The sequence below is a fragment of the Rhodococcus sp. DN22 genome, from assembly GCF_036669995.1.
GTDB classification, from domain to species: domain Bacteria; phylum Actinomycetota; class Actinomycetes; order Mycobacteriales; family Mycobacteriaceae; genus Rhodococcus_F; species Rhodococcus_F erythropolis.
Map to the genome: position 1 here is coordinate 1393076 of NZ_CP133326.1, position 24446 is coordinate 1417521.

Annotated in this window: 31 protein-coding genes; 17 read left to right on the forward strand and 14 right to left on the reverse strand. The window is 60.4% G+C overall.

The window, feature by feature from the left end; all coding sequences use genetic code 11:
* Positions 1–147 precede the first annotated feature (147 nt).
* The 4 genes from RA302_RS06385 to RA302_RS06400 all read right to left on the reverse strand — a co-directional run bounded on the left by RA302_RS06385 (position 148) and on the right by RA302_RS06400 (position 1864).
* Complete coding sequence (locus RA302_RS06385) at positions 148–819, reverse strand: ANTAR domain-containing protein (RefSeq protein ID WP_020906546.1); 672 nt, start codon at positions 817–819, stop codon at positions 148–150.
* A gap of 48 nt (positions 820–867) precedes the next feature.
* A complete protein-coding gene (locus RA302_RS06390; RefSeq protein ID WP_020968725.1) occupies positions 868–1002 on the reverse strand; it encodes a hypothetical protein in 135 nt (44 codons plus the stop codon).
* 73 nt (positions 1003–1075) lie between these two features.
* Positions 1076–1621 (reverse strand): DNA starvation/stationary phase protection protein, encoded by a 546-nt coding sequence (locus tag RA302_RS06395; protein ID WP_019747464.1) that lies wholly within the window; start codon positions 1619–1621, stop codon positions 1076–1078.
* Between the two features lie 84 nt (positions 1622–1705).
* Positions 1706–1864 (reverse strand): hypothetical protein, encoded by a 159-nt coding sequence (locus tag RA302_RS06400; RefSeq protein ID WP_003943664.1) that lies wholly within the window; start codon positions 1862–1864, stop codon positions 1706–1708.
* A gap of 358 nt (positions 1865–2222) precedes the next feature.
* On the opposite strand from RA302_RS06400, the gene RA302_RS06405 reads away from it, so the two are divergent.
* Positions 2223–2525, forward strand: a complete 303-nt coding sequence (locus tag RA302_RS06405; RefSeq protein WP_003943719.1) for a MerR family transcriptional regulator — start codon at positions 2223–2225, stop codon at positions 2523–2525.
* 24 nt (positions 2526–2549) lie between these two features.
* On the opposite strand, the gene RA302_RS06410 is transcribed toward RA302_RS06405, so the two are convergent.
* The 4 genes from RA302_RS06410 to RA302_RS06425 form a co-directional block, all read right to left on the reverse strand.
* Complete coding sequence (locus RA302_RS06410; RefSeq protein ID WP_019747463.1) at positions 2550–2927, reverse strand: hypothetical protein; 378 nt, start codon at positions 2925–2927, stop codon at positions 2550–2552.
* Between the two features lie 94 nt (positions 2928–3021).
* Positions 3022–4551, reverse strand: a complete 1530-nt coding sequence (locus tag RA302_RS06415) for a trehalose-6-phosphate synthase (protein WP_338479804.1) — start codon at positions 4549–4551, stop codon at positions 3022–3024.
* Positions 4548–4967, reverse strand: coding sequence for an STAS domain-containing protein (locus RA302_RS06420; protein WP_019747460.1), 420 nt, complete (start codon positions 4965–4967; stop codon positions 4548–4550). Before RA302_RS06420 ends, RA302_RS06415 begins: the two co-directional genes overlap by 4 nt.
* A 259-nt stretch (positions 4968–5226) precedes the next feature.
* The gene (locus RA302_RS06425; RefSeq protein ID WP_228117918.1) at positions 5227–5415 is read right to left on the reverse strand and encodes a PI-type proteinase; all 189 of its coding nucleotides are present in this window, start codon (positions 5413–5415) and stop codon (positions 5227–5229) included.
* A gap of 165 nt (positions 5416–5580) precedes the next feature.
* On the opposite strand from RA302_RS06425, the gene RA302_RS06430 reads away from it, so the two are divergent.
* Positions 5581–5829, forward strand: coding sequence for a hypothetical protein (locus RA302_RS06430; RefSeq protein ID WP_007726566.1), 249 nt, complete (start codon positions 5581–5583; stop codon positions 5827–5829).
* 220 nt (positions 5830–6049) lie between these two features.
* Here RA302_RS06430 and RA302_RS06435 read toward each other — a convergent pair whose 3' ends face one another.
* Both RA302_RS06435 and RA302_RS06440 read right to left on the reverse strand, forming a co-directional pair.
* Positions 6050–6541 carry a hypothetical protein gene (locus RA302_RS06435; protein WP_338479806.1) on the reverse strand — a complete coding sequence of 164 codons (492 nt, stop codon included), beginning with the start codon at positions 6539–6541 and terminating at the stop codon, positions 6050–6052.
* Entirely contained in the window at positions 6538–7116 is a 579-nt protein-coding gene (locus RA302_RS06440; protein ID WP_020968728.1) for an RNA polymerase sigma factor, read from the reverse strand. The genes RA302_RS06435 and RA302_RS06440 overlap by 4 nt, the downstream gene beginning before the upstream one ends.
* A gap of 186 nt (positions 7117–7302) precedes the next feature.
* Here RA302_RS06440 and RA302_RS06445 point away from each other — a divergent pair, with 186 nt between their 5' ends.
* The 10 genes from RA302_RS06445 (at position 7303) to RA302_RS06490 (ending at position 11025) form a co-directional block, all read left to right on the forward strand.
* On the forward strand, positions 7303–7767 hold the full coding sequence (locus RA302_RS06445) for an Asp23/Gls24 family envelope stress response protein (RefSeq protein ID WP_003943699.1): 465 nt from the start codon (positions 7303–7305) through the stop codon (positions 7765–7767).
* Positions 7764–8048 (forward strand): hypothetical protein, encoded by a 285-nt coding sequence (locus tag RA302_RS06450; RefSeq protein ID WP_021343181.1) that lies wholly within the window; start codon positions 7764–7766, stop codon positions 8046–8048. The genes RA302_RS06445 and RA302_RS06450 overlap by 4 nt, the downstream gene beginning before the upstream one ends.
* 70 nt (positions 8049–8118) lie before the next feature.
* Entirely contained in the window at positions 8119–8307 is a 189-nt protein-coding gene (locus RA302_RS06455) for a hypothetical protein (RefSeq protein ID WP_223258031.1), read from the forward strand.
* 38 nt (positions 8308–8345) lie between these two features.
* Complete coding sequence (locus tag RA302_RS06460) at positions 8346–8525, forward strand: hypothetical protein (RefSeq protein ID WP_003943629.1); 180 nt, start codon at positions 8346–8348, stop codon at positions 8523–8525.
* Positions 8518–8910: an Asp23/Gls24 family envelope stress response protein gene (locus RA302_RS06465; protein ID WP_338479809.1), complete on the forward strand. Its 393-nt coding sequence runs from the start codon at positions 8518–8520 to the stop codon at positions 8908–8910. The genes RA302_RS06460 and RA302_RS06465 overlap by 8 nt, the downstream gene beginning before the upstream one ends.
* Positions 8907–9476, forward strand: a complete 570-nt coding sequence (locus RA302_RS06470; RefSeq protein ID WP_020968731.1) for a DUF6286 domain-containing protein — start codon at positions 8907–8909, stop codon at positions 9474–9476. Before RA302_RS06465 ends, RA302_RS06470 begins: the two co-directional genes overlap by 4 nt.
* Positions 9473–10057, forward strand: coding sequence for a hypothetical protein (locus RA302_RS06475; protein ID WP_153211337.1), 585 nt, complete (start codon positions 9473–9475; stop codon positions 10055–10057). The genes RA302_RS06470 and RA302_RS06475 overlap by 4 nt, the downstream gene beginning before the upstream one ends.
* A 64-nt stretch (positions 10058–10121) precedes the next feature.
* Entirely contained in the window at positions 10122–10244 is a 123-nt protein-coding gene (locus RA302_RS06480; RefSeq protein WP_264614010.1) for a hypothetical protein, read from the forward strand.
* Positions 10245–10463: 219 nt separating this feature from the next.
* A complete protein-coding gene (locus RA302_RS06485; protein WP_047890188.1) occupies positions 10464–10727 on the forward strand; it encodes a GlsB/YeaQ/YmgE family stress response membrane protein in 264 nt (87 codons plus the stop codon).
* A 100-nt stretch (positions 10728–10827) separates the two neighbouring features.
* The gene (locus RA302_RS06490) at positions 10828–11025 is read left to right on the forward strand and encodes a CsbD family protein (protein ID WP_019747449.1); all 198 of its coding nucleotides are present in this window, start codon (positions 10828–10830) and stop codon (positions 11023–11025) included.
* 33 nt (positions 11026–11058) lie between these two features.
* On the opposite strand, the gene RA302_RS06495 is transcribed toward RA302_RS06490, so the two are convergent.
* Positions 11059–11781, reverse strand: a complete 723-nt coding sequence (locus RA302_RS06495) for a hypothetical protein (RefSeq protein ID WP_084325756.1) — start codon at positions 11779–11781, stop codon at positions 11059–11061.
* Positions 11782–12087: 306 nt separating this feature from the next.
* Here RA302_RS06495 and RA302_RS06500 point away from each other — a divergent pair, with 306 nt between their 5' ends.
* From RA302_RS06500 to RA302_RS06515, 4 genes are all read left to right on the forward strand, one after another.
* A complete protein-coding gene (locus RA302_RS06500; RefSeq protein WP_338479819.1) occupies positions 12088–14049 on the forward strand; it encodes a hypothetical protein in 1962 nt (653 codons plus the stop codon).
* A complete protein-coding gene (locus RA302_RS06505) occupies positions 14046–15779 on the forward strand; it encodes a glycosyltransferase family 39 protein (RefSeq protein ID WP_019747446.1) in 1734 nt (577 codons plus the stop codon). The genes RA302_RS06500 and RA302_RS06505 overlap by 4 nt, the downstream gene beginning before the upstream one ends.
* A 46-nt stretch (positions 15780–15825) precedes the next feature.
* Positions 15826–16974 (forward strand): beta-mannosidase, encoded by a 1149-nt coding sequence (locus RA302_RS06510; RefSeq protein ID WP_051636456.1) that lies wholly within the window; start codon positions 15826–15828, stop codon positions 16972–16974.
* Between the two features lie 571 nt (positions 16975–17545).
* The gene (locus tag RA302_RS06515; RefSeq protein WP_019747444.1) at positions 17546–18469 is read left to right on the forward strand and encodes a UTP--glucose-1-phosphate uridylyltransferase; all 924 of its coding nucleotides are present in this window, start codon (positions 17546–17548) and stop codon (positions 18467–18469) included.
* On the opposite strand, the gene RA302_RS06520 is transcribed toward RA302_RS06515, so the two are convergent.
* The 3 genes from RA302_RS06520 to RA302_RS06530 form a co-directional block, all read right to left on the reverse strand.
* Complete coding sequence (locus tag RA302_RS06520) at positions 18463–18789, reverse strand: helix-turn-helix transcriptional regulator (RefSeq protein ID WP_223258030.1); 327 nt, start codon at positions 18787–18789, stop codon at positions 18463–18465. The two genes, RA302_RS06515 and RA302_RS06520, sit on opposite strands and share 7 nt — an antisense overlap.
* 262 nt (positions 18790–19051) lie before the next feature.
* Positions 19052–20488, reverse strand: coding sequence for a glycosyltransferase (locus RA302_RS06525; protein ID WP_041815673.1), 1437 nt, complete (start codon positions 20486–20488; stop codon positions 19052–19054).
* A 29-nt stretch (positions 20489–20517) separates the two neighbouring features.
* Positions 20518–21987 carry a hypothetical protein gene (locus RA302_RS06530; protein WP_252858607.1) on the reverse strand — a complete coding sequence of 490 codons (1470 nt, stop codon included), beginning with the start codon at positions 21985–21987 and terminating at the stop codon, positions 20518–20520.
* A gap of 872 nt (positions 21988–22859) precedes the next feature.
* On the opposite strand from RA302_RS06530, the gene RA302_RS06535 reads away from it, so the two are divergent.
* Positions 22860–24380 (forward strand): sugar transferase, encoded by a 1521-nt coding sequence (locus tag RA302_RS06535; protein WP_069146123.1) that lies wholly within the window; start codon positions 22860–22862, stop codon positions 24378–24380.
* The last annotated feature ends 66 nt before the right edge of the window (positions 24381–24446 follow it).

Genomic DNA, 24446 nt, shown 5'->3' on the forward strand with positions numbered 1-24446 from the left:
TCGGGGATCCGGGTCGGGTGTTAAGGCAAAGCTCGGTCCCGCCGGCCTGAACCGGCGGGACCTTCGAGGCTCCTCCCTCGAGGGGAAGATTTCGGGGGTACCTCTGGTCGGTCATTACCCAGCCGTACAACCTTTGAATCCCGGTCGTCAGGAATTCTTTTGATCGACGGCACGTCTCTCTGCTGCGGCGACAAGACCACCGGCGATGTCGCGCAACTTGACGTTCCATTCCTGCGACATCTCGACCAGAAGGTCGAAGGCTTGGTCGGCCGAGCACTCGCGCTCGGCCATCAGCAATCCCTTGGCCTGCTCGATCACGGGCCGAGAATCCAAAGCTCTTCTCAGTTCGTCGTTTTCCGCGCGAAGGCGGGTGAGGACGTCTGACGCTGAACTGGACTGCTGAGCCTGGGGTCGTTGAACCTCGTACACACGATGAAGCACTCCGATCACCCTGCCGTCATCATCGGTGACGGCGGAATTGACCGTATTCCAATAGCGCGTGACAAACAGCCCACTACCTCGCTCATCGCGCACGTCGTAACGCTGAGTCGGCAGTGCGTCCCGAGTTCTGGAGTGCATCGTGCGCTCGAATGACGCTGTCAACGAGAAGATTCCGTCGGCAAACGAGTCGTCGGGATTGTCGGGGAAGGCTTCGAACACTTCCACTCCGTGCAACTGATCGAGGCTGCGGCCGGACACGGCAAGGTATTCGTCGTTTGCGCCCTGGATACGGAAATCGCTGTCCACGAGCAGAAGAGAAGAAGTGCTTGCCGCAAATCGATCGCTTCGAACGATCGAGCGGAGAGTGCTCGAACTCATGATTGTGTCGTTTCTGTCCTGTCTTCGACGGCTGCGGCCCCTGATATTTCAGAAGTAATTGATCGCGAGAACTCCAAGGGCGGTGCCTGCCACGATCGATCCGAACAACAAACGCTGTTGCAACACGAACATCTGATACTCGCGACGCGTTTGTGCCGACGTGCCGCGCGAGTCCGCAGACATGCTCTTGCCCTTTCCTGTTGTGGGGATCGCGATTTCGGCCGACCCCCGATCGGCCGAAATCGCGGACGGAGCGTCAGTTCTGACGCGCCTCGTTTGCGGCATCCTGCTCGGTGGACGCGCCTTCGTGTACGAGGCTGCCGCCGGAGTTCTCGAGGTGCGCACGAACGAACCACTGGAACTTCTCCAACTGTGCCGTTTGGCCGATCAGCATGTCTTCTGTGATCGGATCGATCTTGCCGACGTTGTCGATTGCAGTGCGGCTGTCGGTGATGACCCCGGTGTAGACGAGGTCGAGCGCAGCCAGATGGGCGCGAGCGTCGTCGCGGCCGACGGAGTAGTCGTCCCAAGTCCGATCGCGCTCGATCGCTCCCGCTGTGCCCTTGGGGGAGTTGCCCAGTGCCGCGATACGTTCCGCCACATCATCGGCGTAGCCGCGAACCAGCTCCACCTGTGGGTCGATCATCTCGTGCACGCCAATGAAGTTGGGTCCGACGACGTTCCAGTGGACGTGCTTGAGCGTCAGATGAAGGTCGTTGTAGGCGCTGAGGCGTTCCTGCAGAATATCGGCGACGGACGAACCGTCTGCGCTGCTCAGTCCCGGTACGGTGAACTCGGACATATGTTTTCCTCTCGTCTTGATGGGGATCGCCCGCGAACGGGGCGGTCTCGCGCCATCGTCAATCGGATCGCGTGTCGGTCAGGTTCAGTGCGCGAGTGCTACTGGCTCCTCTGTCACCGGGTCGCCGTACATCATCGCGATTCGGCGCTTGACCTCTTCGGTTGTCAATGTCGCGCTTGCAACAGTGATTCCGATGCCGGTGGTGCTCTCGCCCTGTGTGGGCGGGATGTCGATCGTCGTCATCTTGCTCCCGGTGAAGAGTGTGCCGTGAGGGAGTCGGCTGAACCACCGACTCCGACGTCTGGGTGTTCTACACCTTCGAGTGCCGGTTATGGCGCTTTCAAGTGCTACAAAATCTATATCAGCCGATGTAGATAATTGGCAAGGCTACTTCGATTCGACGGCTAAGGGAAGCTCCCTGTGCGATCTTGCCGAAATCGGCTTTGATCTGCCATTACATGCCTTCTCGGCTCGACGATTTTTGTCATGAGTGGCCCTGGACACGCTTGAATCTATGTCCTGGGCGTCAGATTCACTGCGTGATGATGCTAAGGTCGGATGACGCCGATTGAGACAGCCGACACCGAACTAGGAGGTTCCAGTGACGTCGGAATCCCAGACCCGGGCGCTGCGCGGCGTATACGGGATCTCAGTGATGTCAGAACTGTCCGGGGTAGGACCTCAGACGCTGCGCCTTTACGAGCGAAGGGGCCTGCTCACACCAACCCGCACGGATGGCGGTACACGCCGTTACAGCGAGGCCGACCTGGATACGCTCGGACGAATCACCGCGCTGATCGACGACGGAGTCAATCTGGTCGGTATCCGTCTGATTCTGTCCCTGGAGGCCGAAAATGCAGTCTTAGCGGCTCGAATCAGCCAGTTGACCGCCGAGGGTGACTAGTAGCGTTGCTCCATACGATGCCGTTCAGGATGGAGTTTCGGTGCGGGTAGGGTCGCCGAAGTCCGCGTCGGCGGAGATCTTGTTGCCTGCCGCTTCGATCTGTTCGAGCGCGGCGTCCAAAGCATCGACCAACCATTGATGCGACGCTTCCGCGAGGAGGCGATCCGGTGTGTCGGTGTTTTCGGATTGGAAGAACCGCACCAGCCACGATTCTCCGTTGTCGGGTCGATCGGAGAGTCCGGCCGCGGTATTGGTCGCCAGAAGATAACGGTTGTATTCGAGATCGACACGAATGGCGTACTCGCCGAACAGGTTCACCACATTGGCCGGCCGATGAGTAGCAGCAGCGAGCGCGATGAGAGCGTCGTTGTAGGTTTCGGAGTACTTCACCGTGAGGGGCATGGTCGGCCTGTCTTTCTGGGCCGATGCAGCATTGCACGGCTATGTTGAGGAGATCAGTTCGCAGCCGCTGCTTGACGATGAACTGAAACCAATCCTAGCTCGAGTCTCCGCTCACCCTTGACGCAAGCCCACGGGGGCAGTTGTTGCGTGCAAAGTCAGACTCGCGCTCCGTGACGAACTGATTGTCCGGGCGCGGTTCGGGCGGCGAAAGTGCAGTCAGGAACGACTCGGCCCACTGATGCACATCATGCGTCATGACCTGGCGATGCAGCGCAGCCATACGGCGACGGCCCTCTTTCGGATCCTGATGAACTGCGGTCAGGATTGTATTTTTCACGCCGTCCAAATCGTGCGGGTTGACCAGGTATGACTGTCGTAATTCCATTGCAGCACCGGTGAACTCGCTGAGAACGAGAGCGCCTCCGAGGTCGCCTCGGCAGGCCACGTACTCCTTGGCCACCAGATTCATCCCGTCACGCATCGGCGTCACGAGCATGACGTCGGCAGCGACGAACAGTGCGATCAGTTCTTCGCGGTCGACCGGCTGATACAGGTAGTGAACTACGGGGCGGCCGATCTGACTGTGGTCGCCGTTGATGCGGCCCACCTGTTCCTCGATGACACTGCGAAGGTCGATATAGTGTTGCACGCGTTCACGACTGGGCGTGGCGAGCTGCACCATCGTGTACTTCTCCGGATCCAAGCGGCCCTCGTCGAGGAGTTCCTTGAGGGCTTGCAGTCGCAGGTCGATGCCCTTGGTGTAGTCCAGGCGGTCGACTCCCAGCAGGATTTTTTCGGGATTTCCGAGCTCTTCTTTCAATTCGCGTGCGCGGCGCAGGACCGATTCGCTCTTCGACTGGCGCTCCAGCTCGGCCGAATCGACGGAGATGGGAAATGCCCCCACCTTGACGACGCGAGAGTCGAAATCCACATGCCCGAGCGCACTTCGAACACCGACGCCCGCGGTCGTTGTCTTGAGTCCGAGTAGTTTTCGGGCCAGAAACAGGAAATTGTTTGCGCCACCAGGCAAGTGGAAGCCGATCAGATCGGCGCCCAGCATTCCCTTGACGATCTCCTTGCGCCACGGAAGCTGCATGAAGAGCTCGACCGGAGGAAACGGAATGTGAAGGAAGAACCCGATCGTCAGGTCCGGGCGCAGTTCGCGCAGCATTGCCGGCACGAGTTGCAATTGATAGTCCTGCACCCAGACGGTGGCTCCGTCCGCGGCGCAACGGGCGGTTTCCTCGGCGAACCGCTGGTTGACCGCGACGTACGTGTGCCACCACGACCGTTCGAACGTCGGTGCCACCAGGACGTCGTGGTAGAGCGGCCACAGCGTGTCGTTGGAGAACCCCTCGTAGTACTCGGCGAGGTCCTGAGAGGTCAGCTCGACGGGAAACAGACGAAGGCCGTCAACCACTATGGGATCTACCTTCTCGTCCGCGACGCCCGGCCAGCCGACCCAAGCGCCGTCTCGCTGTCGCAGGATGGGTTCGAGAGCAGTGACGAGTCCACCCGGACTTCGCTTCCAGTTCTTGCCACCGTCCTCGTCGGTTTCGAGATCGACGGGTAGTCGGTTTGCGACGACGACGAATTCGGAGAGCTTTTCGAGATCGGTACTCACGCCGACATCGGCTCCGCCAGGGTCTCGTCCAGCACGGTGGTCGAGGACAGGTATGTGACCGCCTCGGCTGTCGAGTCGGTGAACACGATGTCTGCGTCCATCTTCAGAAGAGACAGCGGGCGCCTGACGGGGTGCGCTGCGACGAGCGTCCAAGGAACGCCGAGCCTTCGTGCCTTGGCCGACAGAGTCTCGATGATGGAAAGACCTCCGACGGAGATGAACTGGACGTCCGAGCAGTCGAGTACGAACGGGTGACGCTCACCGATCAGGTCGTCGACGCAGGCAGCGAAATCAGCTCGGGACCGGACGTCGATCTCGCCGCTGACCACGAGTGATTGAATGTTTTCCGCACACGTCGTGGTGAATGTGGGGGGACTGTCCGTACGCTCATCTGTAGTTCTCGAAAACTCGTTCATCGAAACTCCTGACGGATTGCTCGAAACGGTTCGTTCGAACGGTCTGGTTCGAAACGGTTTCGTTCGAAACCGGGAAACGGCACGGGAAGCAACGCACGAACCGTGCTCGTCTTCAACGGCTGGGTACTCAACCGTGCTGAGTGCCTACCTTACCGCATCGCGAAAACCCAGGTGAAAAGCGTTAGATCCGTAAGGATTTCAAGGACCCGTGAGCGTCGGCCCACGGGACCTTGGTCCCGATGACTGAGCTCTTGCGCGATCAGTCGGTGTCGGTTGCCGGGCCGGTACTCGAGGCTCCACCCTCGTCGGCCCACGTACGCTCGCCCGACGGATCGGTCTGAACGTCCTTGTGTGCGGCATCGGCCCCGGTTCCGGGACCGTGGTCGGTGCCGGTGGTCTGCGGCTCGTCCGTCTGATCAGTGCGGTCGGTGGAATTTCGTTCACTCATGGTGGCTGCGTCTCTCTGAAGGTTGGTGTTCATGTACTTGTCGTTTCTTGCTCACCCGCGAGGGGTACTCAATAGGGGTAGTACGTCACGTCGAGTCAGTACGTCACGTCGAGCCATACCGGCAAAGTCAGCTGTCACCGAAGCAGGAGATTTCACGTGAACCATATGACCGTGACGACCGAACACCTGCGTGCACTGCTGGGCAGCGGGCCCCATTCGGAATTGGTAGCGGTTGGGGGCGAGATCGAGATCTACGTCCCCGATGAAGAAGGGTTCGGTCTCGAGGGTATCTCGCTTGTCACTCGCGAACAGTTGGCCGAACGCCTACCGTCCTCGCCCGACAACCCCGACGAAGGTGAACTACGTATCGCCGCAGAATCGTTGAGCGAGATGATCGCCGAACTCGGCGGCTGAAGTCTGAAGTTCGGGGCAGCTGACTTCAGATCTGCGGGATCGGATCCGGGGGATACGGGTTCGGTGGCGTCGGAGTCGGTGGCACGGGCGGGGGATTCAGCGGATCGGGTGGTGCCGGCGCGGGTGGTGTCGGCGACCCCGGGTCGGGGACGGGGCCCGGATCCGGTGGTGGGGGAGTGGTCATGAGTGCCGGGTTCCCAAACACTTGCCGAACAAACACCTAGTGCTCGGAGTGGTTTTTGGTGTTCTCCTCGGCAGGTAGATCATCCACGATGTCGACTACGGCGATGTGGACGTTCTCTGCAGAGACGGGTGGGTCCATGTCGCCGAGGATCAGGTGAACGACATCGACGACGGTGAATCGAACCCGGTCCGACAGTTCGGCCAGATCCACTCCGTATGGCGCTGCCAGTTCGATACGTAGTGAACGTATTTCGTGGCCGTCGACGAAGAACTCGATACTGCTCGGCGAGCAGTGGTGTCGAGAACGTATCTCGGCGGCCAAATGGGTGCGGAGTACGTGATCGCTCACCGACACCGTGCCTAGACGTGGACCTTCGGACGCGTGTGCGTCGAGCGGCCAACCGGACGCCGAGGTCGACCGTAGCGCCCGGATCACCTTGTCGCTGATTCGATCCCAGCCTGGCTCGGGAGCGTTCCGCAGGACGTCGGATGCGTGCGCCATCAATGCGTCGGTTCGTGATTCAGTCATCGCCACCTCGTCATTCGTTCACTCAGGTTAGCCCGTGCACGATGGTGATGCCCTCGCACTGCATCCGGAGTGAGTCTCAGAATCTTGCCGATTTGAACGAACGTGAGCATCTCCACCTCTCGCAGCGTCCAGGCCGCACGCTGGCGATAAGGCAATTCACCCAACGCTTCTTCCAGTGCCTCCAGGAACGCGGCGTTCGAGGTCGTGTCGAACGGGCCGGCCTCGGGAGACGGCACGAGAGGATCCAGCAGCTTGTCGTCGATCGGTTGCGCTCTCTTGATTCGATAGCTGTCCACGATCTTTCGGGAACAGATCGCGAAAAGCCATGTTCGCATCGACGATTCGCCACGAAATGAATCGAGTCGGCGCCACGCGGCCACGAAGGTGTCCTGGACTACCTCGAGAATGTCGCCTTCATCTGCGAGCATTCGACGCGCATAGCGGTGAAGTGCAGGTCCGTAGTAGTGCACCAGTGACTCGAATGCTTCTCGGTCGCCGAGTATCGCAGCGTCCACCGTTGCGGTGTCCAAGCCGTCAGGTGCTTCGGTGAGCCCCTGTGTGTGCGGTAACGCCACAGTCGCTCCTCTCGCGGAAATGCGGAAAACTCGGCTGCGTTCGAAGATTGTTCGCCCGGCCGGGGCGTTGAATGTTACGGACAGTAACTAACAAGTGTCAGTGATGCACGTCACCTGACTGGGGCATTCGGTTTTGCCTTCGAGTGACGACTACACAGGTAGATCGATCAACAGGAGGAGATGACAATGGTCAGCACACAGGTTGCGACAGCATCTACGAAGGATGTTGCATCATCGAACGACTCGGCTCTCGTGAGCTCTCAAGGAAAGACGTCGATCGCCGACACCGTTGTCTCGAAGATTGCCGGCATCGCCACGCGAGAGGTGAGCGGTGTGTACGACGTCGGCGGCGGAGCGTCCCGGGTTGTCGGGGCACTGCGCGAGCGGATCCCCGGCGCGAGTGTCAACCACTCCCAGGGAGTATCGGTCGAGGTCGGCGAAAAGCAGGCAGCGGTCGACATCGACATCGTGGCCGAGTACGGCGTATCGCTCGCCGATCTGGCCACCGGCATTCGCCGCAACGTCATTGCGGCGCTCGAACGGATGACGGGTCTCGAAGTGACCGAGGTGAACATCACAGTTCACGACGTCCACCTCGACGAGGGCAGCGACGACGAAACCGGCGAGCCCAAGACTGCACGGGTGCAGTGAGTTCCGAAATCGCTGACACCATCGCGGCGGCTGTGACGGGGGTACCTGGGGTCGCCTCGCTTCATGCCGGAATGTTCGGCGAGGTTGGCACGTACCTCCCCGGTCGCCGCGTCGTCGGCGTGCGGGTGACGGAGTCGTCGACAGACATCCATGTGTGCATCTTCGCCGACGCCGCCGTTCGAGACACGGCTTTACGTATCCGCCAAGCGGTTTCAGGACTCGTTACAGGCCCCGTGAACGTGACAGTGGAAGACGTAGTCGGTCGTGGACGCGATGCCTGAGCACTCGCGGGGTTCAGGTCCTGATCGACGATCCGCACGCCGAGAGGCGATCAGGAACTACCACCCCGACGTGGGCGGATCTGCCGACGCGCTCAATCGAGCACTCGAACGCGTCGACCGGGACTTCGCATCCCCGATCGGTGTGGTTGTGCGCACGTCGCTGCGCGGCACGATGCGACAGATAGCCAAACCCGTTCGGGCCCAGTACACGCGGGTGCGCGCTCGGTTTCCGGGTGCAAAGACCTACACCGAGATCTGACAGGCACCATCGAACATCATCCACAACGGAGGATTCACATGACCACCTCGACTGTCGGCCTACTGGCAGGACTACTTCTCGGAGTCGCAGCTGCTGCAGGCGGTTTCACCGGATTCCTCATCGCTCTGGTTCTCGGTGTGATCGGATACCTCGTCGGTGGTCAGCGTGACGGCGAGTTCGATCTCGGTGTGATGCTGAAGGGTCGCGGACGTGGCTGAGACAGCTCGACCGGAGTCGTCTGTGCATGGTGAGCCGGGCGATCGCGGAACGCTGACGATTCGAGACAGAGTCGCGCAGAAGTTGGTTCTCGAGGCGACGCGCGGAACCCCGGGGGTGCGCCATCACGCCGCCGGCATGGACAAACTGACCGGGCGCGAATTGCCGAGGGCGCGAGTGCTGGTATCCGGCAAGCGGGTACGGGCCAAGGTGGACATCGCGATCGAGTGGCCCGGATCCTTGTCGGTCATCGGTACCGCGGTGCGAGAGAACGTGACAACCCAGTTGCAGTCTGTATCGGGCCTGGACGTAGACGGCGTGGACGTGGCGATCGTGAGCGTTCTCCCGGCATCGACCAAGCGTGACGCGGGAAGGAAAGTGCGATGACCGCCGACAAGGTCGCACCACCCACTGCCTCGAGGGCTGCTGCTCCTGTTCCCCTTGCGGCGCCCGGATCGGCCGTCACGGGATTCCTCATCGCCGCGGCGCTACTCGCGCTCGGCGTGGTCGGCGTCCGCGACGCGCTGGTGGATACCGGCGTGATCACCGGGTCGCAGTGGATACCAAGTGCTGCCGCATATGTGGACGGGCTCGCGTACCAGGGTTGGATGTTGCCGGCGGGGATCGCAGCCGTCGTTCTCGGCCTGTGGTTCGTCATCCTCGGACTCAAACCGCGACGAAAGACTGCCAATGCCTTGGTCGGAGTCGCGAATACATGGATCGATCCCGCCGATGTAGCGGCGATAGCGTCTGTTCGCGTCGAGTCACTGGCCCAGGTTCGATCCGCTTCGTCACACGCGACCCGGCGCAAGCTGGAAGTGAAGGCCTCGGTCACGCCCGATGGAGCCGCGACCGCTGAATCGGAAATCCGTGCGGTGCTGGGGGACTTGGCCGGGTCGCTGTCACCATCGCCGCGAATCAAGGTTCGTATCCAGACGGGATCGATGTCATGACTCGGACGGCGACGGCGATGGATCGCGTGGCGACATGCGTGGTGGGGATGCTCGCGGTAGCGCTGGGAGTTGCAGCGATCCTGTGGAATCTCGACGCGATCAAGGATTTCCCGGCGCGTATCGAGATCCCGTGGGCTGAAGATCTTGTCGATCACTCGTGGTGGCCATGGGCTGTCGGAGCTGGGGGAGTATTGCTAGTCCTCCTCGCGTTGCGGTGGTTGATCGCGCATGTGCCGCTGCGTCGGGTGAAGGAGATCACGGTCCCTGGGTCGAACTCACACAATTCCATCACCGCGGATCTGGGTGCGGTGGCGGAAGGGGCGAGCGCATCACTGGAGGACTTCGACGAAGTGTCGCGTGTCCGAGGAAAAGCGTTGCTCGATCGTGGAGTTCGCACGATCGATTTGCGAGTGACATTGAGACGTAGCGTCGTATCCGGATCGGAAACGTTGTCCGAGTTGATTTCTCGCGTCACTGACACGGGGGATCAAGTCGAGTCGATGGTCGGTGATTTATCCGTCGCGACCAGAACTCATATCGCCGTGGAAAGCGCGAAACGCGATGAGCCGAGAACTCTCTGATCAATCGAGGTTTGAGCCTCCCGGTGACCGGGTATTGGTAGACCTCCCGATCGTGCACAGAGTCATGGATGTTGCTGTGGCACTGTGTGTCACGGTGCTCCTTGCGGCCGTCACTTCGATGGCGATCGCGATCGTAGTGACGCTGATCATGTGCGCGTCGGTGAGTGTCGTTTCTCGTATGTGGTGAATCGCCAGTCATTTTGGTTCTGTCGTGAACACCTGATAGAAAGGTAAGCAGACAATGTGGCTGCTACTGAGTGCACGATCCCCCGCGTCGTGCGGCGGAGAGTCCGGTTGTGTGCAAACACAACCCGTGATCACGGTCTAGTTGCGCGGGCCGATCGCTCGGAACTCTCCCTTCACCGGCAGTCTCTCATTGCGCCGTCCCTTACCTCAAGGAGTCACAATGCTCTCACTCGGAATCATCGCCTGGATCATCATCGGTGGACTAGCGGGTTGGATCGGCAGCAAGATCATGAAAACCGATGCGCAGCAGGGGATCTTCCTCAACATCGTTGTCGGTGTGATCGGCGGCCTGATCGGTGGTTTCCTGCTTCGAGTTTTCGGCGTCGATGTCGAGGGTGCAGGCTGGATCTTCAGCTTCCTCACTTGCCTCCTCGGCGCCGTCATCTTGCTGTTCCTGGTCAAGGCAGTCACCGGAAAACGCTGACACATTTGTCCACGCAGTTCGAGTTCGACTGAATCCCACGGCCGAATCCCACGGCCGAACGCACGACCGAATCCACACCGAATTCAAGAAGGAGAAACATATGTCTGACTTCATCGACAAGGCAAAGCACCGCGCTGAGGATCTCATCGGCGAAGCCAAGGAAAAGATCGGAAATGCCACGGGCAATGACGATCTGGCTGCCGAAGGTGTTGCCGATCAGGGCGAGGCAAAGGTCAAGAAGGCCGGAGACACTGTCAGTGACAAGGTCTCGGATATCAAGGACAAGTTCACAAGCTGAATGAGTTTCGGCGCGGTTGACCGGCATGTCCGGTCAACCGCGCTTTTGTGTGTCTCCTCGGCCGTTGCGGCTACCGCGATACGCGAACTTGCGCGTTTCTGCGAGCCACTCCGGAAGCATGCGCATGTGGGCCGGCCTGTTCAGAACCGGATCGAAGGACGGCTGGAGGCAATCCGGGTGGTCCTCGACCTCGTCGAGACAGAGATGCCCGATCGGTATCAACTGAAGTTGAATTCTCGCGAGGTACACGGAGAAGTGCAGAGGGGAATGATCGACCGCCGTTTTCAATGCCGACAAAGAAGTGCCGGTCGGGTGGACGCCGCGCGGTGTCACGATCAGCCACGCCGCGGCCCCGCCCGCGCGTGAGTAAGGGACCAGTGTGCTGTATCTCGCGCCGTTCCACGAGAAAGCCGGAGCTGGAAACATTTTCGAGAAGGTAGAAAGTCCTGATGTTGCGAGAAGAATGTCCCACGGGTTTTCATCTGCGCCGACATCGTGCAACCGAAGCGCCAGGCCAAGTATGTCGGGTAGGTCTCCCGGAATTCCGAGTGCTTTCGACATTCGAGCGGTGACGGTAATCGTCGACGACTCCGTTACCGGCCACCATGGGGTGGCCGGCTTCAATGTTCCCTTCAGTTCGATCCCGTGCGGGTGAAAAACCCTGGCCATGCGCAGCGATGATGCGAAGTGGAACGGTGCGCCGACCAGCTTTCCGATCGCGCTCTTGCCGGCGGGGATGATCGAATTGAGCGTCACAGCTTCCTTGTCTGAGAAATCTCCGCCCCCCGAAGCGCCCAGACTGGACGGACGTTCAGGCGTGTTGACGGGCTTGCGGACGGTTTCTTTCGGCTTCCCAGCGGCAGCGATTGCTAATCATGTGACGCGCCGTAACAAAAGTCTCTCCGGTCGGGATAATTAGCCAAACGCACAAATTGGTCGTTATGGTTCGTTTGTCCGTAACGGTGCGATCGGACCTGCGACCGTCGCGAACTGGCGAGATTGCTACTCGTGATTTGTGTTTGGTGATTGCGCGGAAACAAGAAATGTCGAGGAGACACGCTGATGGGCAACTCTCGAACCTGGCTGACGCGCGCGCTGGCAATGCCGGTGGCTGTCGCGGTGACTTTGTTGCTTCCTCTCGGCAGTGTCGCCTCGGCCCAGGATTTCGAGGACGACGCAGATACTTCGGTGGTCGCCGCAGCCACAACTTCGATCTCCTTCACCGAACTCGGCCGAGGAACGGACATCGTGTTCTCTTCCGATGACGCACCAGTGTTGGTGACCGTGCCGGTGCCGGACGGACTCACCGCAACAGCCGTGACCGGAATCCTGACCGCCCCGACCGACTTCAGTAGGGGCTGGCTCGAAGTGACTTCGGACGGCAGATTGGTGAGCCGCGTCGACTTCGACGCCGGGCAGGCCGGGGCCGGGTTACCGATTTCGGTTCCCTTGCAAGGTCTCGAAGTGGTCGACCGTAGTGTGACCGTGTCGATGATCGCTCACCTAGTTCCCGTCGACGACCGCTGCTACGACCGAACGAGATACCAGCCCCTCGCGCTCCGGGATGCCTTTGTCGCCTACGACGGCGCAGAGCGACAGCCCACAACTGTTGCAACCTTCTTCCCACCGATTTTGAGGAAGGCAACCATCTACGTCACGGATGGTTCGTCAGGGGCGCAGCAGAGTGCGGCTTTGCAACTGAGTGCAGCGATTGTCAACAAGTACGGAAGTCAGCCTGGTGCCGTGGTGGTGGAGCAGCTGCCGAACGGCCAGAGTCTGCCCTCCGCTGAGCCGGGACTGTTCGAGAGAGCTGTAGTGCTCGGTAACAGTGGGGACGCCGGCATCGATCTCGCGACGGCGCCGAATGGTTCACCCGTGCTGCGAATTTCAGGGGATGACAAGACGCTCGTTCCTCAGGTCAGTCTCTTGGCGGCGAACTTCGACGGCTACTGGGCGGCGAGCAGAGCGCTGGCGTCACCGGACAACACGGTTGCCCAGATTTCCCAGGACGCCATCACCGTCGGTGAGCTGAAGCTCGGAACGCTGACGACTTCCGGTCTCAATCACATCGAGGTCGACGTCCCGTTCAGTCAGTCGCAACTGGGGCGTCCGATGAAGGATGTCTCGGTGCGAATGATTGGTTCCTATGTCCCGCTACCGAATTCGCGTAATGGAGAACTGTCGATCTCACTCGGGGATAGACGACTCGCCTCGCAGACGGTTAACGAGACAGGGCGCTTCGACATCGGCGTCGATGTTCCGAACGAACTCCTGCGTCGCGACTTGACGTTCGAGGTCTCGATGGATGTGACCGGCGACTTCCAGTGCGGCACCAGTAGCCCTTCTTCGCTCACTGTCGATCCGGCCAGCACCATCACGTCCACTACCGGATTCCCGCCGACGCCTGGAGGATTCCAGTCATTGCCTCAGTCGATGCTGCCCACACTCGATGTCGGTTTGAGTCACGGTGATCTTGCAGATCTCGTTCGAGCCCAGCGCCTCGTTGTCGCGATGCAGCGGTTGAGCTATCTGCCGCTGCAACCGCGTGTGCTCCCGTTCGGCGACGCGGCGACCAGTTCGCTGCCTGCGTTGTTGATCGCGGCGGACGGGACGCTGCCCACTCCGGTGGCTCTACCCATGGACACGGCAGATCAAGGACTCCTGCGCTTGCAGGGTCTGGAATTCGGTGGACAATACGGTGCCTTGCAGGTGGTTTCGGGTTCGCACAACGAAGTAGTGGCGCTGACGTCTGAGGGTGATGCGGCCGATGCCGACGGTCTGCTCAACTGGTTGGAAGGTGGGAAAGACCGGTTCGCAGAACTGACCGGCGATCTACTGGTCGCACCTCGCGGAGGTGAGCCGTTCGACGTCGGGGTCAACGTCGCCCCGTTGGGCACTGCGACCTCGGCCGAAGAAGAGACCGGACTGAGCGCGGTCACGATCGGCTGGATCGGATTCGGGACCGTGGTTCTGATCGCTGTTGCCGTCGGTGGTGTGCTCGTGGCTCGGCGTCGCGGACAGTGACCGTCACCGATCGCCCGGCCCTGTCCGTCGCGGTCCACGACCTACCGGGCCGGAAGCCATGGCGGATGTTCGTCGTGCTCTTCGCGATCTACACCGCGTTGGGCGTATGGATGAACGCGGGTATCGGGTTCATCTTCACCGATTCGCTCAGTCGTGTCGCCGCGGTGTCGGCGATGCTGCTCAGCCGTGATCCGCACTTCGCGGCGATCGGATTCGTGTTCACCCCGTTGACGGCGGCAGTCCAGATTCCGATGGGCCTGATGGGTCATTGGTGGCCGGATCTGCTGCGGTGGAACATCACTGCGGTCGTGATGTCCGCGGCCTTCATGGCTGGCGCGGTGATTCAGATACGCGGGATCAGCCGCGACCGTGGGTGTCCGCGATGGGTCACCGTCGTCCTTACCGTGCTGTTCGCTGTCAATCCGATGATCGTCATGTACGCGGCGAGCGGAATGAGCGAAGCTCCGTTCCTCTTCTTCGTTCTGTGGGCGACACGTCGACTGATTCGGTGGATGCGCAGCGACGACGTACACGACCTCATCGGTGCGGGCCTCGCGTTCGCTCTGGCGTACCTCACTCGATACGACGCATTGGCACCCCTGTTTGTCGCGGTGGTGCTGGTGACCGTGGTGAGTTGGCTTCGTTTTCAACCGACAGCGGAGGAGCGGGGCGAGGGCGCAGGACCTGGCTTGCGGCTCTGGGCAGCAGCGCTCGACGGCGCCGTCGTGCTGATGCCGGGTTTCCTGGCCTTCGCCTTGTGGTCGTTTGCCAGTTGGCTCATCACGGGTCAAGCGTTCCAACAGTTCTCGTCGGTGTACGGGAACAGTTCCATCCTGGAACAGGCTGGTGCCGGAACCGACTCACCGGTTGCCCGCCTTGCGTTCTCGATCACCGAAATGGCGGTACTCGGGCCGGCGCTCCCGGTGTTCGTGGTCCTGGCAGTCATCTACGCACTTCGGCGGCGCGACACCGAAGTGGTGGTGCCTCTTGTGCTGTTCGGCGCCATCCTCGGAGCGCAGACGTTGCTCTACCTGATGGGATCGACGTTTCCTCTTCTGCGCTTCTACATTTCGATCATTCCGCTGTGTTTCGTATTGGTCGTCCTGATCGCTCCTCGCGGAGCGCCGGTCATCACGCGTCGACCAGGGGCTGCTGCGTCGCGCTCGGTGTCGACGTACCCCGAGCAGGCGGGACCGTCTCTACCTCTTGTGATCTCCCTGTGCTTGCTGGTCGGTTCGACGCTGGTCACGTTTGTCGCGATGGGTAGTGCGCGGATCGCAGTGCTCGAGCATTCCATTGCCAGCGCGATCATTCCGGGCCGCCAGAACCTGGAGGAGCAGACGAATCTACGCACGTTTGCGGCCGAGCGTCGCATCGCCAGGTACCTGGACGACTTGGCTTTGCCGGAGGGGTCGGTTCTGCTCGACACCGTGCAGAGCTATGCCGTCGTGGCGTCGTCGAACAACCCTCGGCAATTCGTCGTGCCTTCCGATGCGGACTTCGTGCGCGTACTGAACAACCCGGCCGAACATCACGTCGAGTACATCCTGTCGGTTCCGAACACCGGTCGCGGTGTGTCGGACGCGGTCAATCGGCGTTATCCGACGATGTACGACACTGGTGCCGGCGGTGTGGGAGCACTGGTGCTCGAGGTGCCCAACGACGGCGGCATGGACCCTTCGGCCTGGCGTTTGTATCGCGTGACCGGTGAACGTCAAACGGGTCGATGAGGGAATTCGTGTGGGAGGATTGTCCGTATGACGTGGATGGTTGTAGATGTCTTCTGAAGAAGCGCGTCCGCGTGTGCGTGGCACAGTGCGTCGCCGTATCGCTGCCGCTGTAGTCAGCTTTGCAACCGTCGCGGTCGTGACAGGAATGTTCACGACGCCGGTGGTTGCCGATTCGCCCAAGACGGTTCGGGTCGGAGCGTCGTCGAGCGGAATGACACTCGACGGACAGCCGTGGTGGCCTACCGGGCTCAATGCTTATCAACTGGCCACTGATTGGTCGGTGAACTTCGGCTGTGGCGCGATGGTCGATCTCGATGCCTACTTCGGTTCTCTGCCACCGAATTCCGTCACGCGTTTCAACGCCTTCCAAGCGCTCGCGGTGAACAAGGTGTCCGGGGAGATGGATTTTGGACCGATGGACGCGGTGTTCGACGCTGCGGCGCGACACAACCAGTTCACGATTCCGGTGCTCTCACCACAGGACAGCGGGTGTGATGACGGGCTGTTCAAATCCAGGGACTGGTACACCGACGACTGGAAGGTTGCGAACCTGATCCCAGGTCGAGCCACCATGAGCTTTCAGGACTGGATGCACACCGCCGTCGACCGTTGGAAGAACGAGCCTTCCGTCGCGGCGTGGGAATTGGTGGGGGAGCCGGAACCGAGCCTGTGTACCGACGCCGCCTGCAATTGGTGGACAAGAACGTGCCCGTCTGATTCCGCGCAGGTGTTGCGGGAGTTCTTCGACACGGCAGGCGCCGAACTTCGGGCGATCGATCCGAACACCCTGATCACGGCCGGATACGTCGGGGGCGGTCAGTGCGGCACTGCTGGTGACGACTACCAATACGTGAGCGAGTCCGACTTCGTCGACATTCTGCAGTATCACGACTACGGAGCAGACGGGGTTCCGCTTCCGGGCGACCAGTGGAACGGACTGGCGCGTCGCATCGAACAGGCCACGAACGTCTCGAAGCCGTTGTTGGTCGCTGAGACAGGCGAATTGGCGGGCAGTTGTGAATCACTGGCGACCCGAGCCACGAACATCGAGACGAAGCTGACGGGGCAGAAGGCAGCCGGTACGGCCGGAGCTCTCCTGTGGGCCTTCGTACCGGATCCGCGGCCGAACGAGTGCACAATGGACATCGGGCCCGACGATCCACTCTTCGACGTGATCGCTTCACTGGCAAGTTAGGACACTGCTGGTAGTCCACTAGGAGTTCCGCCCAGTGGGAGTATGGTCACGATCTGATAACAACCTGAACCTGGTGTTGTGACGTGATGACCGTATTTCGTTTGCATCCAATGGTATTCAGTGGCATTCACCTGCGGATAACCGAACTTGAAGGCTTGTGGAGTCGCTCGGGACCATCGATGCGACGCCTCCAGGACCTACGTCCGGGTCGGCTGGGGACGGTCCGGTTGAGGTGCTGAGTTCGGAAGTTGTGTCGTACCTGTCTCTTTGGCCAGTTGCTACGTCCCGCCGTGGTCAACGTCGAAAAAGGATCTCAACCGTTCGCTGCGGTAACGGGTAGTGCGCGGAGTGCCGTGTGCCCTTCGTGGAAGTGACATCGGGGGGTGCTGTGTAGCTCTCGCGCGCAACGAATTCCGAGTTCGGGTCAACTTGCGACGGCATCGGTCGCCCGGTAAACCTTGTGCGCAGGCTGTACATGCGGTGTGAGCTTCGGTCGTCGAAATGAGGGGACGATCGCTGCATGCGCGTAACGGTAATTGTGTGAAACATCGCGTGAGCGGAGAGGTGAACGATGACTGGGTGCGCTGAACGGGCTTTCAAGACTGCTGTGGTGCCGGCTGCCGGGATGGGGACTCGCTTCCTCCCGGCCACCAAGACGGTTCCGAAAGAGTTGCTCCCCGTGGTCGATACACCCGGGATCGAGCTGGTCGCAAGCGAAGCGGCGCAAGCAGGCGCGGAACGTCTGGTGATCGTCACTGCGCCGGGCAAGGCATCGGTCGTCGGGCATTTCGTCGAGGATCTGGTGCTCGAGGGCAAGCTCGCCGCCAGCGGGAAGCATCATCTACTCGAGCGTGTGCGCCGGGCTCCAGGCCTGATCTCGGTGGAGCCGGTTGTGCAGGAGTCTCCGCTGGGATTGGGACACGCTGTGGGTCTTGTCGAATCGGTGCTGGATGCGGACGAGGACTCGTTCGCGGTGCTGCTTCCGGACGATCTGGTCCACCCCTGCGGTGTTCTCGACGCGATGGCGAAGGTACGTGCCGAGCGAGGCGGTTCCGTGTTGTGCGCGTTCGACGTCGCGCCGGATCGTGTTGGTGCTTACGGAGTATTCGACGTCCAAGCGCCTGTGGAGGGCGGTGATCCCGATGTGCTTGCCGTCGTCGGCATGGTCGAGAAGCCCGCACCAGCGGATGCTCCATCCACTCTCGCTGCGGCCGGACGCTACCTTCTCGATCGCGCCGTGTTCGACGCGCTCAGACGAATCTCGCCAGGGCAGGGTGGCGAGCTGCAACTGACGGATGCGATAGCGCTGCTGATTGCAGAGGGGCATCCGGTTCACGTCGTCGTCCATCACGGAACGCGTCACGATCTGGGAAACCCGGGCGGATTTTTGCGGGCCTCTCTCGACCATGCGCTCAGTCGCACCGAGTACGGACCGGAATTGAGAGTCTGGCTCAAGGAACGACTGGATCAGCCGGATCCGCAGCTGACCTACTGACTTGCGAGGCTATGCGACGCGGAGCGTCTCGCCAGTTCATCGAGGAGATCTCGGGTGCTGAGTGACGACAGTGAAATCGGCTTGTCGTCCAGACCCGACTCGTCGGGTGTCATGTAGCCCGCCGCGACAAGAATTTCCTGTACGTGGACGTCGAAGACGCGGCAAGCAGTTCTGATCGTGTCCTGCGTGGGAGGGCGTTTCGCGGACAGCCACCGACCGAGCTCGGAGGGGCGTATTCCCAGCGCACGCGCAGCATCGGCTACGTCTGTTTCTTGGCGAAGTTCCAGTTGATGCTTCACCCATTCCGAAAAACCGCTCATACCGGTCATAGTGCCTGAGTGCTGCGCGGTAAGCCAGTGCCGTCTCGGCACTTAAGGCGCTCGACGGCCGATCTGTGATCATTCGGCAACCAATCACCGCGGTTCTCGCGTACCGGTAGTTAAGTTTTGTGACTGGATTGTGTGTTTACCGCGACCATCTAGCTGTGTGTTTTCCGTTGAAACCCGAAATCGGGTGAAATTGTGGGTGAGGCGGACCAGTAGACATAACTCACACCTGTGTAGAACGTGAAGGATTGCGTTGTCACGTGTTCAGACCGTGGAAGGTTTTTTCCCAGTAGGACGGGTTGCGAATCAATTGGTAGGTCCCCTTGATCGCCGCGATGCTCATCAGCACCCAGTACAACGGAGCAGTCAGGCAGGCGAGGAGGAGCATCGCGTTTCGCGTTTCTCGGCACGCCACGAGGTTCATGTAGAGAACAGCGGCGTTACCGAATGCCAGAGAGATCAACGCGGGGAAATAGACGTAGTTGGGGAAGACCTGGTGGATCACTTCAGGTTGTCCGAGAATCCAGTCCAGACTGATGAGCCAGAACACCATGTTCAAAGTGGCGACCAAAGGTGTGCCGGCCATGAGAATCGTGAAGCGGAGAAAGCCGATCGGGCCCAATCCTCGCCATAATTTCACGGGTTGGCGCATATGGACGAGCCACGTCTGCAAATAGCCCTTGTACCAACGCGAGCGCTGTCTGATCCAGTTGATCGTGTCACTGTTGGCTTCTTCGAGCGTGGTGGAATTCAACACCGCGGTGCGGTATCCGCTCTCGGCAATCCGTACCCCGAGGTCCGCATCCTCCGTGACATTGAAGGGATCCCACGCACCGATCTCGTCGAGGACGCTACGTCGTAGGTGATTCGAGGTACCGCCGAGAGGAATCGGTGAATTGCTCCGCATCAATCCAGGGAGGATGAAGTTGAACCACAGCGCGTAATCGGCGGTGAACCACGCGGTCAACAGGTTCTGAGTTCCGTTGTGGAATGCAAGTTTGGCCTGAACACAAGCAGTGTTCTCGGGAAGTTTCGCGAAAGTTGCAACTACTCGCCGTAATTGGAGTGGGTCGGGGGAATCCTCGGCGTCGTAGATCGTGACGATCTCGCCCGTCGAGAAATGCAGACCGTAGTTGCATGCTTTCGGTTTGGTTCGTGGATCGGCCGCGGGCACCTTCAGAATGCTGACGACCTCGTCCACGCCGGCGGCAAGAGCGGCTTCGATAGTGACGGCGTCATCTTCCTCCAATAGGAGAAGGACTTGCATCTTGTCTTCCGGATAATCGATCGCTCGCATGGCTGCGATGAGGTCGCCGACGACTTCAGGCTCGTTGTATGCGGGGACCAGAATGGTGTACGTGGGAAGGTCGTCGTATGAAAGAGCCAGTGCCTCTTCGTCACTGATCGTCATGATCGAGGACGCATCGAGACCCCTCGTGAACAAGATCAGACGGTCGACCATCGCCCAGATGTATCCAATGGTGCAGATCAGTGTCAGCGCGATGAGAGTTGGGACGAGGAAGAGCACGAGGCTGATGACGACTAGTGCGAAGCCTGCCAACAACGTATTTCGTTGCCACGGATAGAAGGCCACGGAGGCGGACGAGATCGGATGGCGCTCGCGTAGACCGTTCACTGCATCGTGCAGGGCGGCCTCGCGGTACTCCGCTGTATCCGGGTCGCCGCTGACCACAACACTGTTGGACTGGCTTCGGTTTTCGTTCACCACGTCTGAGCCTCCACGAGTAGTCGAGCGAGTGCTTCGAGCATGTCCAGGTCCTTGTACTCGGATTCGGTGTCTTCGGTCGAGGTTTCACCACGCAGTAGAACGGCGAGGGTATTGCTACCGTTGGACGCCATCGACGGCTTCGGTTCGGGGAAGTAGGCGTCGGGATCGTGATTGTCGACGCTGATCAGGCTGACTCGCTGCGCGGCTCCGTCGCCCCGCGTCCAAACGAAATTGAGATTGCTCCATGTGAGAAGGAGAGCGTCGTCGACGATCGTGTACATCTCGGCGACGATCCCGTGCGGCAACTCCACCGTGACCGTCGGGCTGACTCTCGCGTTCTCCAGGTCGTAGGTGGTCTTGCTGGGGTACACGGCGAGCGTGGAGGGCCGCCGGACCTGGACGACGTCAAGCTGTACCGTGCGAGGCCGCATCTGCGCGTCCCAAGCGGGATTCGGAGTGTCGGCCCGAATTGTCTGACGGCTCAGTTCGGAGGTGCTGCCGAAGTACCGACGGGGCCAGTCGTATTCGGATGCTGCAATCTGATGCCAGCCCAGTGGAACGACAAGTCGAGGATCGGCCGTAGCCGGAGGCGGACCGACGTTGACGGTCAAACTTGTCGGTGGCAGCGGTGTGAAGAACATCAGCACTGCGGCGGCAAACACCGCAAGGATGGTCCAGTTGCTCGTGGCTGTCGAAGGCTTTCGGAGTGGTCGATCGAACGGCTTGAGCGACTTTCCCCGGCGTTCGTACAGATAGAAGGCGCCACCGACGACGATTGCGGTTCCGAGCGCCGGAAACAACTGCACGGCGAAAAGCGGAGCAGTGGGATACTTCTGAATCGTGACGTAGAGAACCACCACACCGAGCACCGTTGCGGCGACAAAGGCGATCGCCCCTCGCCTCCACGTTCTACTGACGGCGATCGTGGTCGCGGCAGACGCGACCAGCACCATGAGGACGCTGTAGTCGAAACGGGTCCCGCCCATTTCGGTCGCGATTGCTCGATAGTGCAGCGGCGCCAAGATGATCGGAACCACCCAGATTGCCCAATACCGATTGACCGGACGGAGACCGAACATCAGAACCGCTGCGCTCCAGACGAATACCCACGCTGCGATCACGTCGATATGCATCAATTCGTAGGTCTCGGCAAAACGCGGCAGCAGGAGCGCCTGGAGTCCCAATGCGACGAAGAGACCGATGCAGCCGACTATCTTGTCGGTCTCGCGATCGTGAATAGGAAGCTCCGGGCCGCGCCTCAAGTCTGTTCCGACGGCGGCAACCAAACACAAGAGCGGTAGAGCGAAGACGTAGCCGATGGCAGTTCCGCTGGCCGTGCTCTGCCAAAGCTTGGTCCAGGTGGGCCAGAATGCAAAGATCGTGGCGAGCGCGATCATCAACCACCGCACTGCGAGTCGAGGAATGATCCCGGACTCGGAGCGGATCTCACGAATCTTCAACATTTCCAGTTCCATTCGCTTGCTACCCGACATCTGCGTGCGATTCGAGGCTGCGCACCGCTAGGGACTGCCGACCATCGCCGTCGGTCCGGCGCCACATGCAGACATTACTTGATCAAGACATATCGCCCTCGCCACGTCGAGGCGCCGGTCTCTGAGCAGTCCGGCCGGAGGTCTCACGCGCTCGAATCTCACATAGTGGGAAGTTTGAAATCTTTTTTTCGCTTCCCAGTGCGGGCCTTGGCCGGCCGGATGGCATGACGAGATTTTCGGTCTGCCGAATTACTCCGTATCGAAGGGTAATTCACTTTCGGATTGCAGAAAGTTCAATCAAGTTCCGCGGATTCGACCTACGGGGACATAGGTCCCCAACGTGCAGGGACGGTTCTCGGTTGCGTGGATGCGGGTCCAGTTACCCATGCGAAAGAACTGTGGTCAGCAGTGAGAGGCAATGTCCGCTTTGTGAGCTATTGCGGTCGTCGGGACCTAAGCCCTGGAGGTTTCCGTGCATTTGCTGAATAGCTGAATTATAGCTACCAACTGGTAACTGCATCGCAAATGGCACCGTGGCTTTACGGCGATCGAACGTGAACGATCGTCCAACATTCTTCGGGTGTCTGCTGGGAAGAAGAATTGCCGGTTAGAGTCTTGACCTGCAACATTATTCGAATTGAACTCCGGCCTTCGAGATGTTCTCATAGTACTCACGCGGCACGTGCAATGCCTCCAGATTATCGAGTTGCCACGTTGCCGACACCTAAGCGGAACATTTGCTCTTCTCCATCTTTTAGTTGTGCCTGAAGCTTTCGGGCGCAAACCGGAAATTCCGAAGAACGGTCGGGGCCTGGCGGCTCGCAAACGGGAAGGTTGGTCAGATGTCGGCATTGGACATGTCCATGGCGCCGTCGCTCGGGTATCGGCGTCCGCGCATCGTGCCGGACTCCCGTGCGGAGTTTTCCTCGCGTGCTGCGTGGCAGCATCGATACATACGTGCTCTGACAGTGACGGATTCGCTGATTGTCGTTGGTGCGGTTTCGGCCGCTCAGTGGCTTCGATTCGGCGCCGCGCCGACCGCCGTCGACGCTCGTGAGCTCGGGCAGTTCAGCTACACCGGTTTGTCCATCGGTGTGGTGGTCGCGTGGCTGGCGACGTTGCAGATATTCAGGACGAGATCTGCGAGTGTGATCGGAAGCGGTCCCGAGGAGTATCGACGAATCCTGGTGTCCGCGATGAGATTGTTCGGCGTCATTGCGATCGTAAGCCTTTTGCTCCGTCTCGATATCGCCCGGCTCTACCTCGCATTCGCGTTTCCTGTCGGCCTTCTCGCGCTGCTGTTGAGCCGTTGGCTCTGGCGTGGGGTGATCGTGCGACGGCGTACTCGCGGTGAGTGCCTCACATCTGTACTGGTGGTGGGCAGCAAGGATGCCGGCGCTGAACTCGCACGAAATTTCGAGCGAGGTAGCGCAGACGGTTTCCGCGTGGTCGGAGTATGTGTGCCGGGGTTCCTTCGGCACGCGGACGAGTCCATCGCGGTCGACGGGCGTGACATACCGCTCCTCGGCGGTGAGACATCGGTAGTCGAAGCGTTGGAACTGGTCGGCGCAGACACCGTTGCGGTAACGGCAACGGAGCATCTCGGCTCGGATGGCATACGTGCGCTTGCCTGGGATCTGGAATCGCGGGACGTCGATCTCGTCGTTGCGCCCAGCATCGTCGATGTGTCGGGGCCACGCCTGTCGATGCGGCCGGTGGCCGGTCAGCCTTTGATACGCGTCGAGCGTCCGAAATATCATGGTGCGCAGCGCTTTGCGAAATCCTCGTTCGACGTGATCTTCGCGTCACTGATACTGGCGGCAATTGCACCTGTTCTCCTGGCCGCTGCTCTGGCGGTCAAGCTCTCGAGCCCGGGCCCGGTGTTGTATCGAGCGGAACGAATGGGGCTGGACGGGAAACCGTTCCCGATGCTCAAGTTCCGTTCGATGGTCCAGAACGCAGACTCGCAGGTGGCATCGTTGATGGCCCAGAACGACGGCGCGGGTGTGCTCTTCAAGATGCGCGACGACCCGCGCGTTACACCGGTCGGGCGCTTCTTGCGCCGTTACTCGATTGACGAGCTGCCCCAGTTCGTCAATGTTCTTCGGCGCGAGATGAGCGTTGTCGGCCCCAGGCCGCCGCTGCGTCGCGAGGTCGAGGCCTACGACGGAACTGTCAGTCGCCGACTTCTTGTCAAGCCGGGGATCACAGGGCTGTGGCAGGTCAGTGGGCGCTCGGACCTTTCTTGGGAAGAGACTGTACGACTGGATCTTTCGTACGTCGACAACTGGTCGCTCATGGGTGATGTCTTGATCGTCGGCAAAACGTTGAAAGCGGTATTGGCCAGTGACGGCGCCTACTAGTTTCCCGCTTACCGATGCCCGCAACGAAATGACTGGCGCGTCGGCGCTTCGCGCTCCGAGCGAATC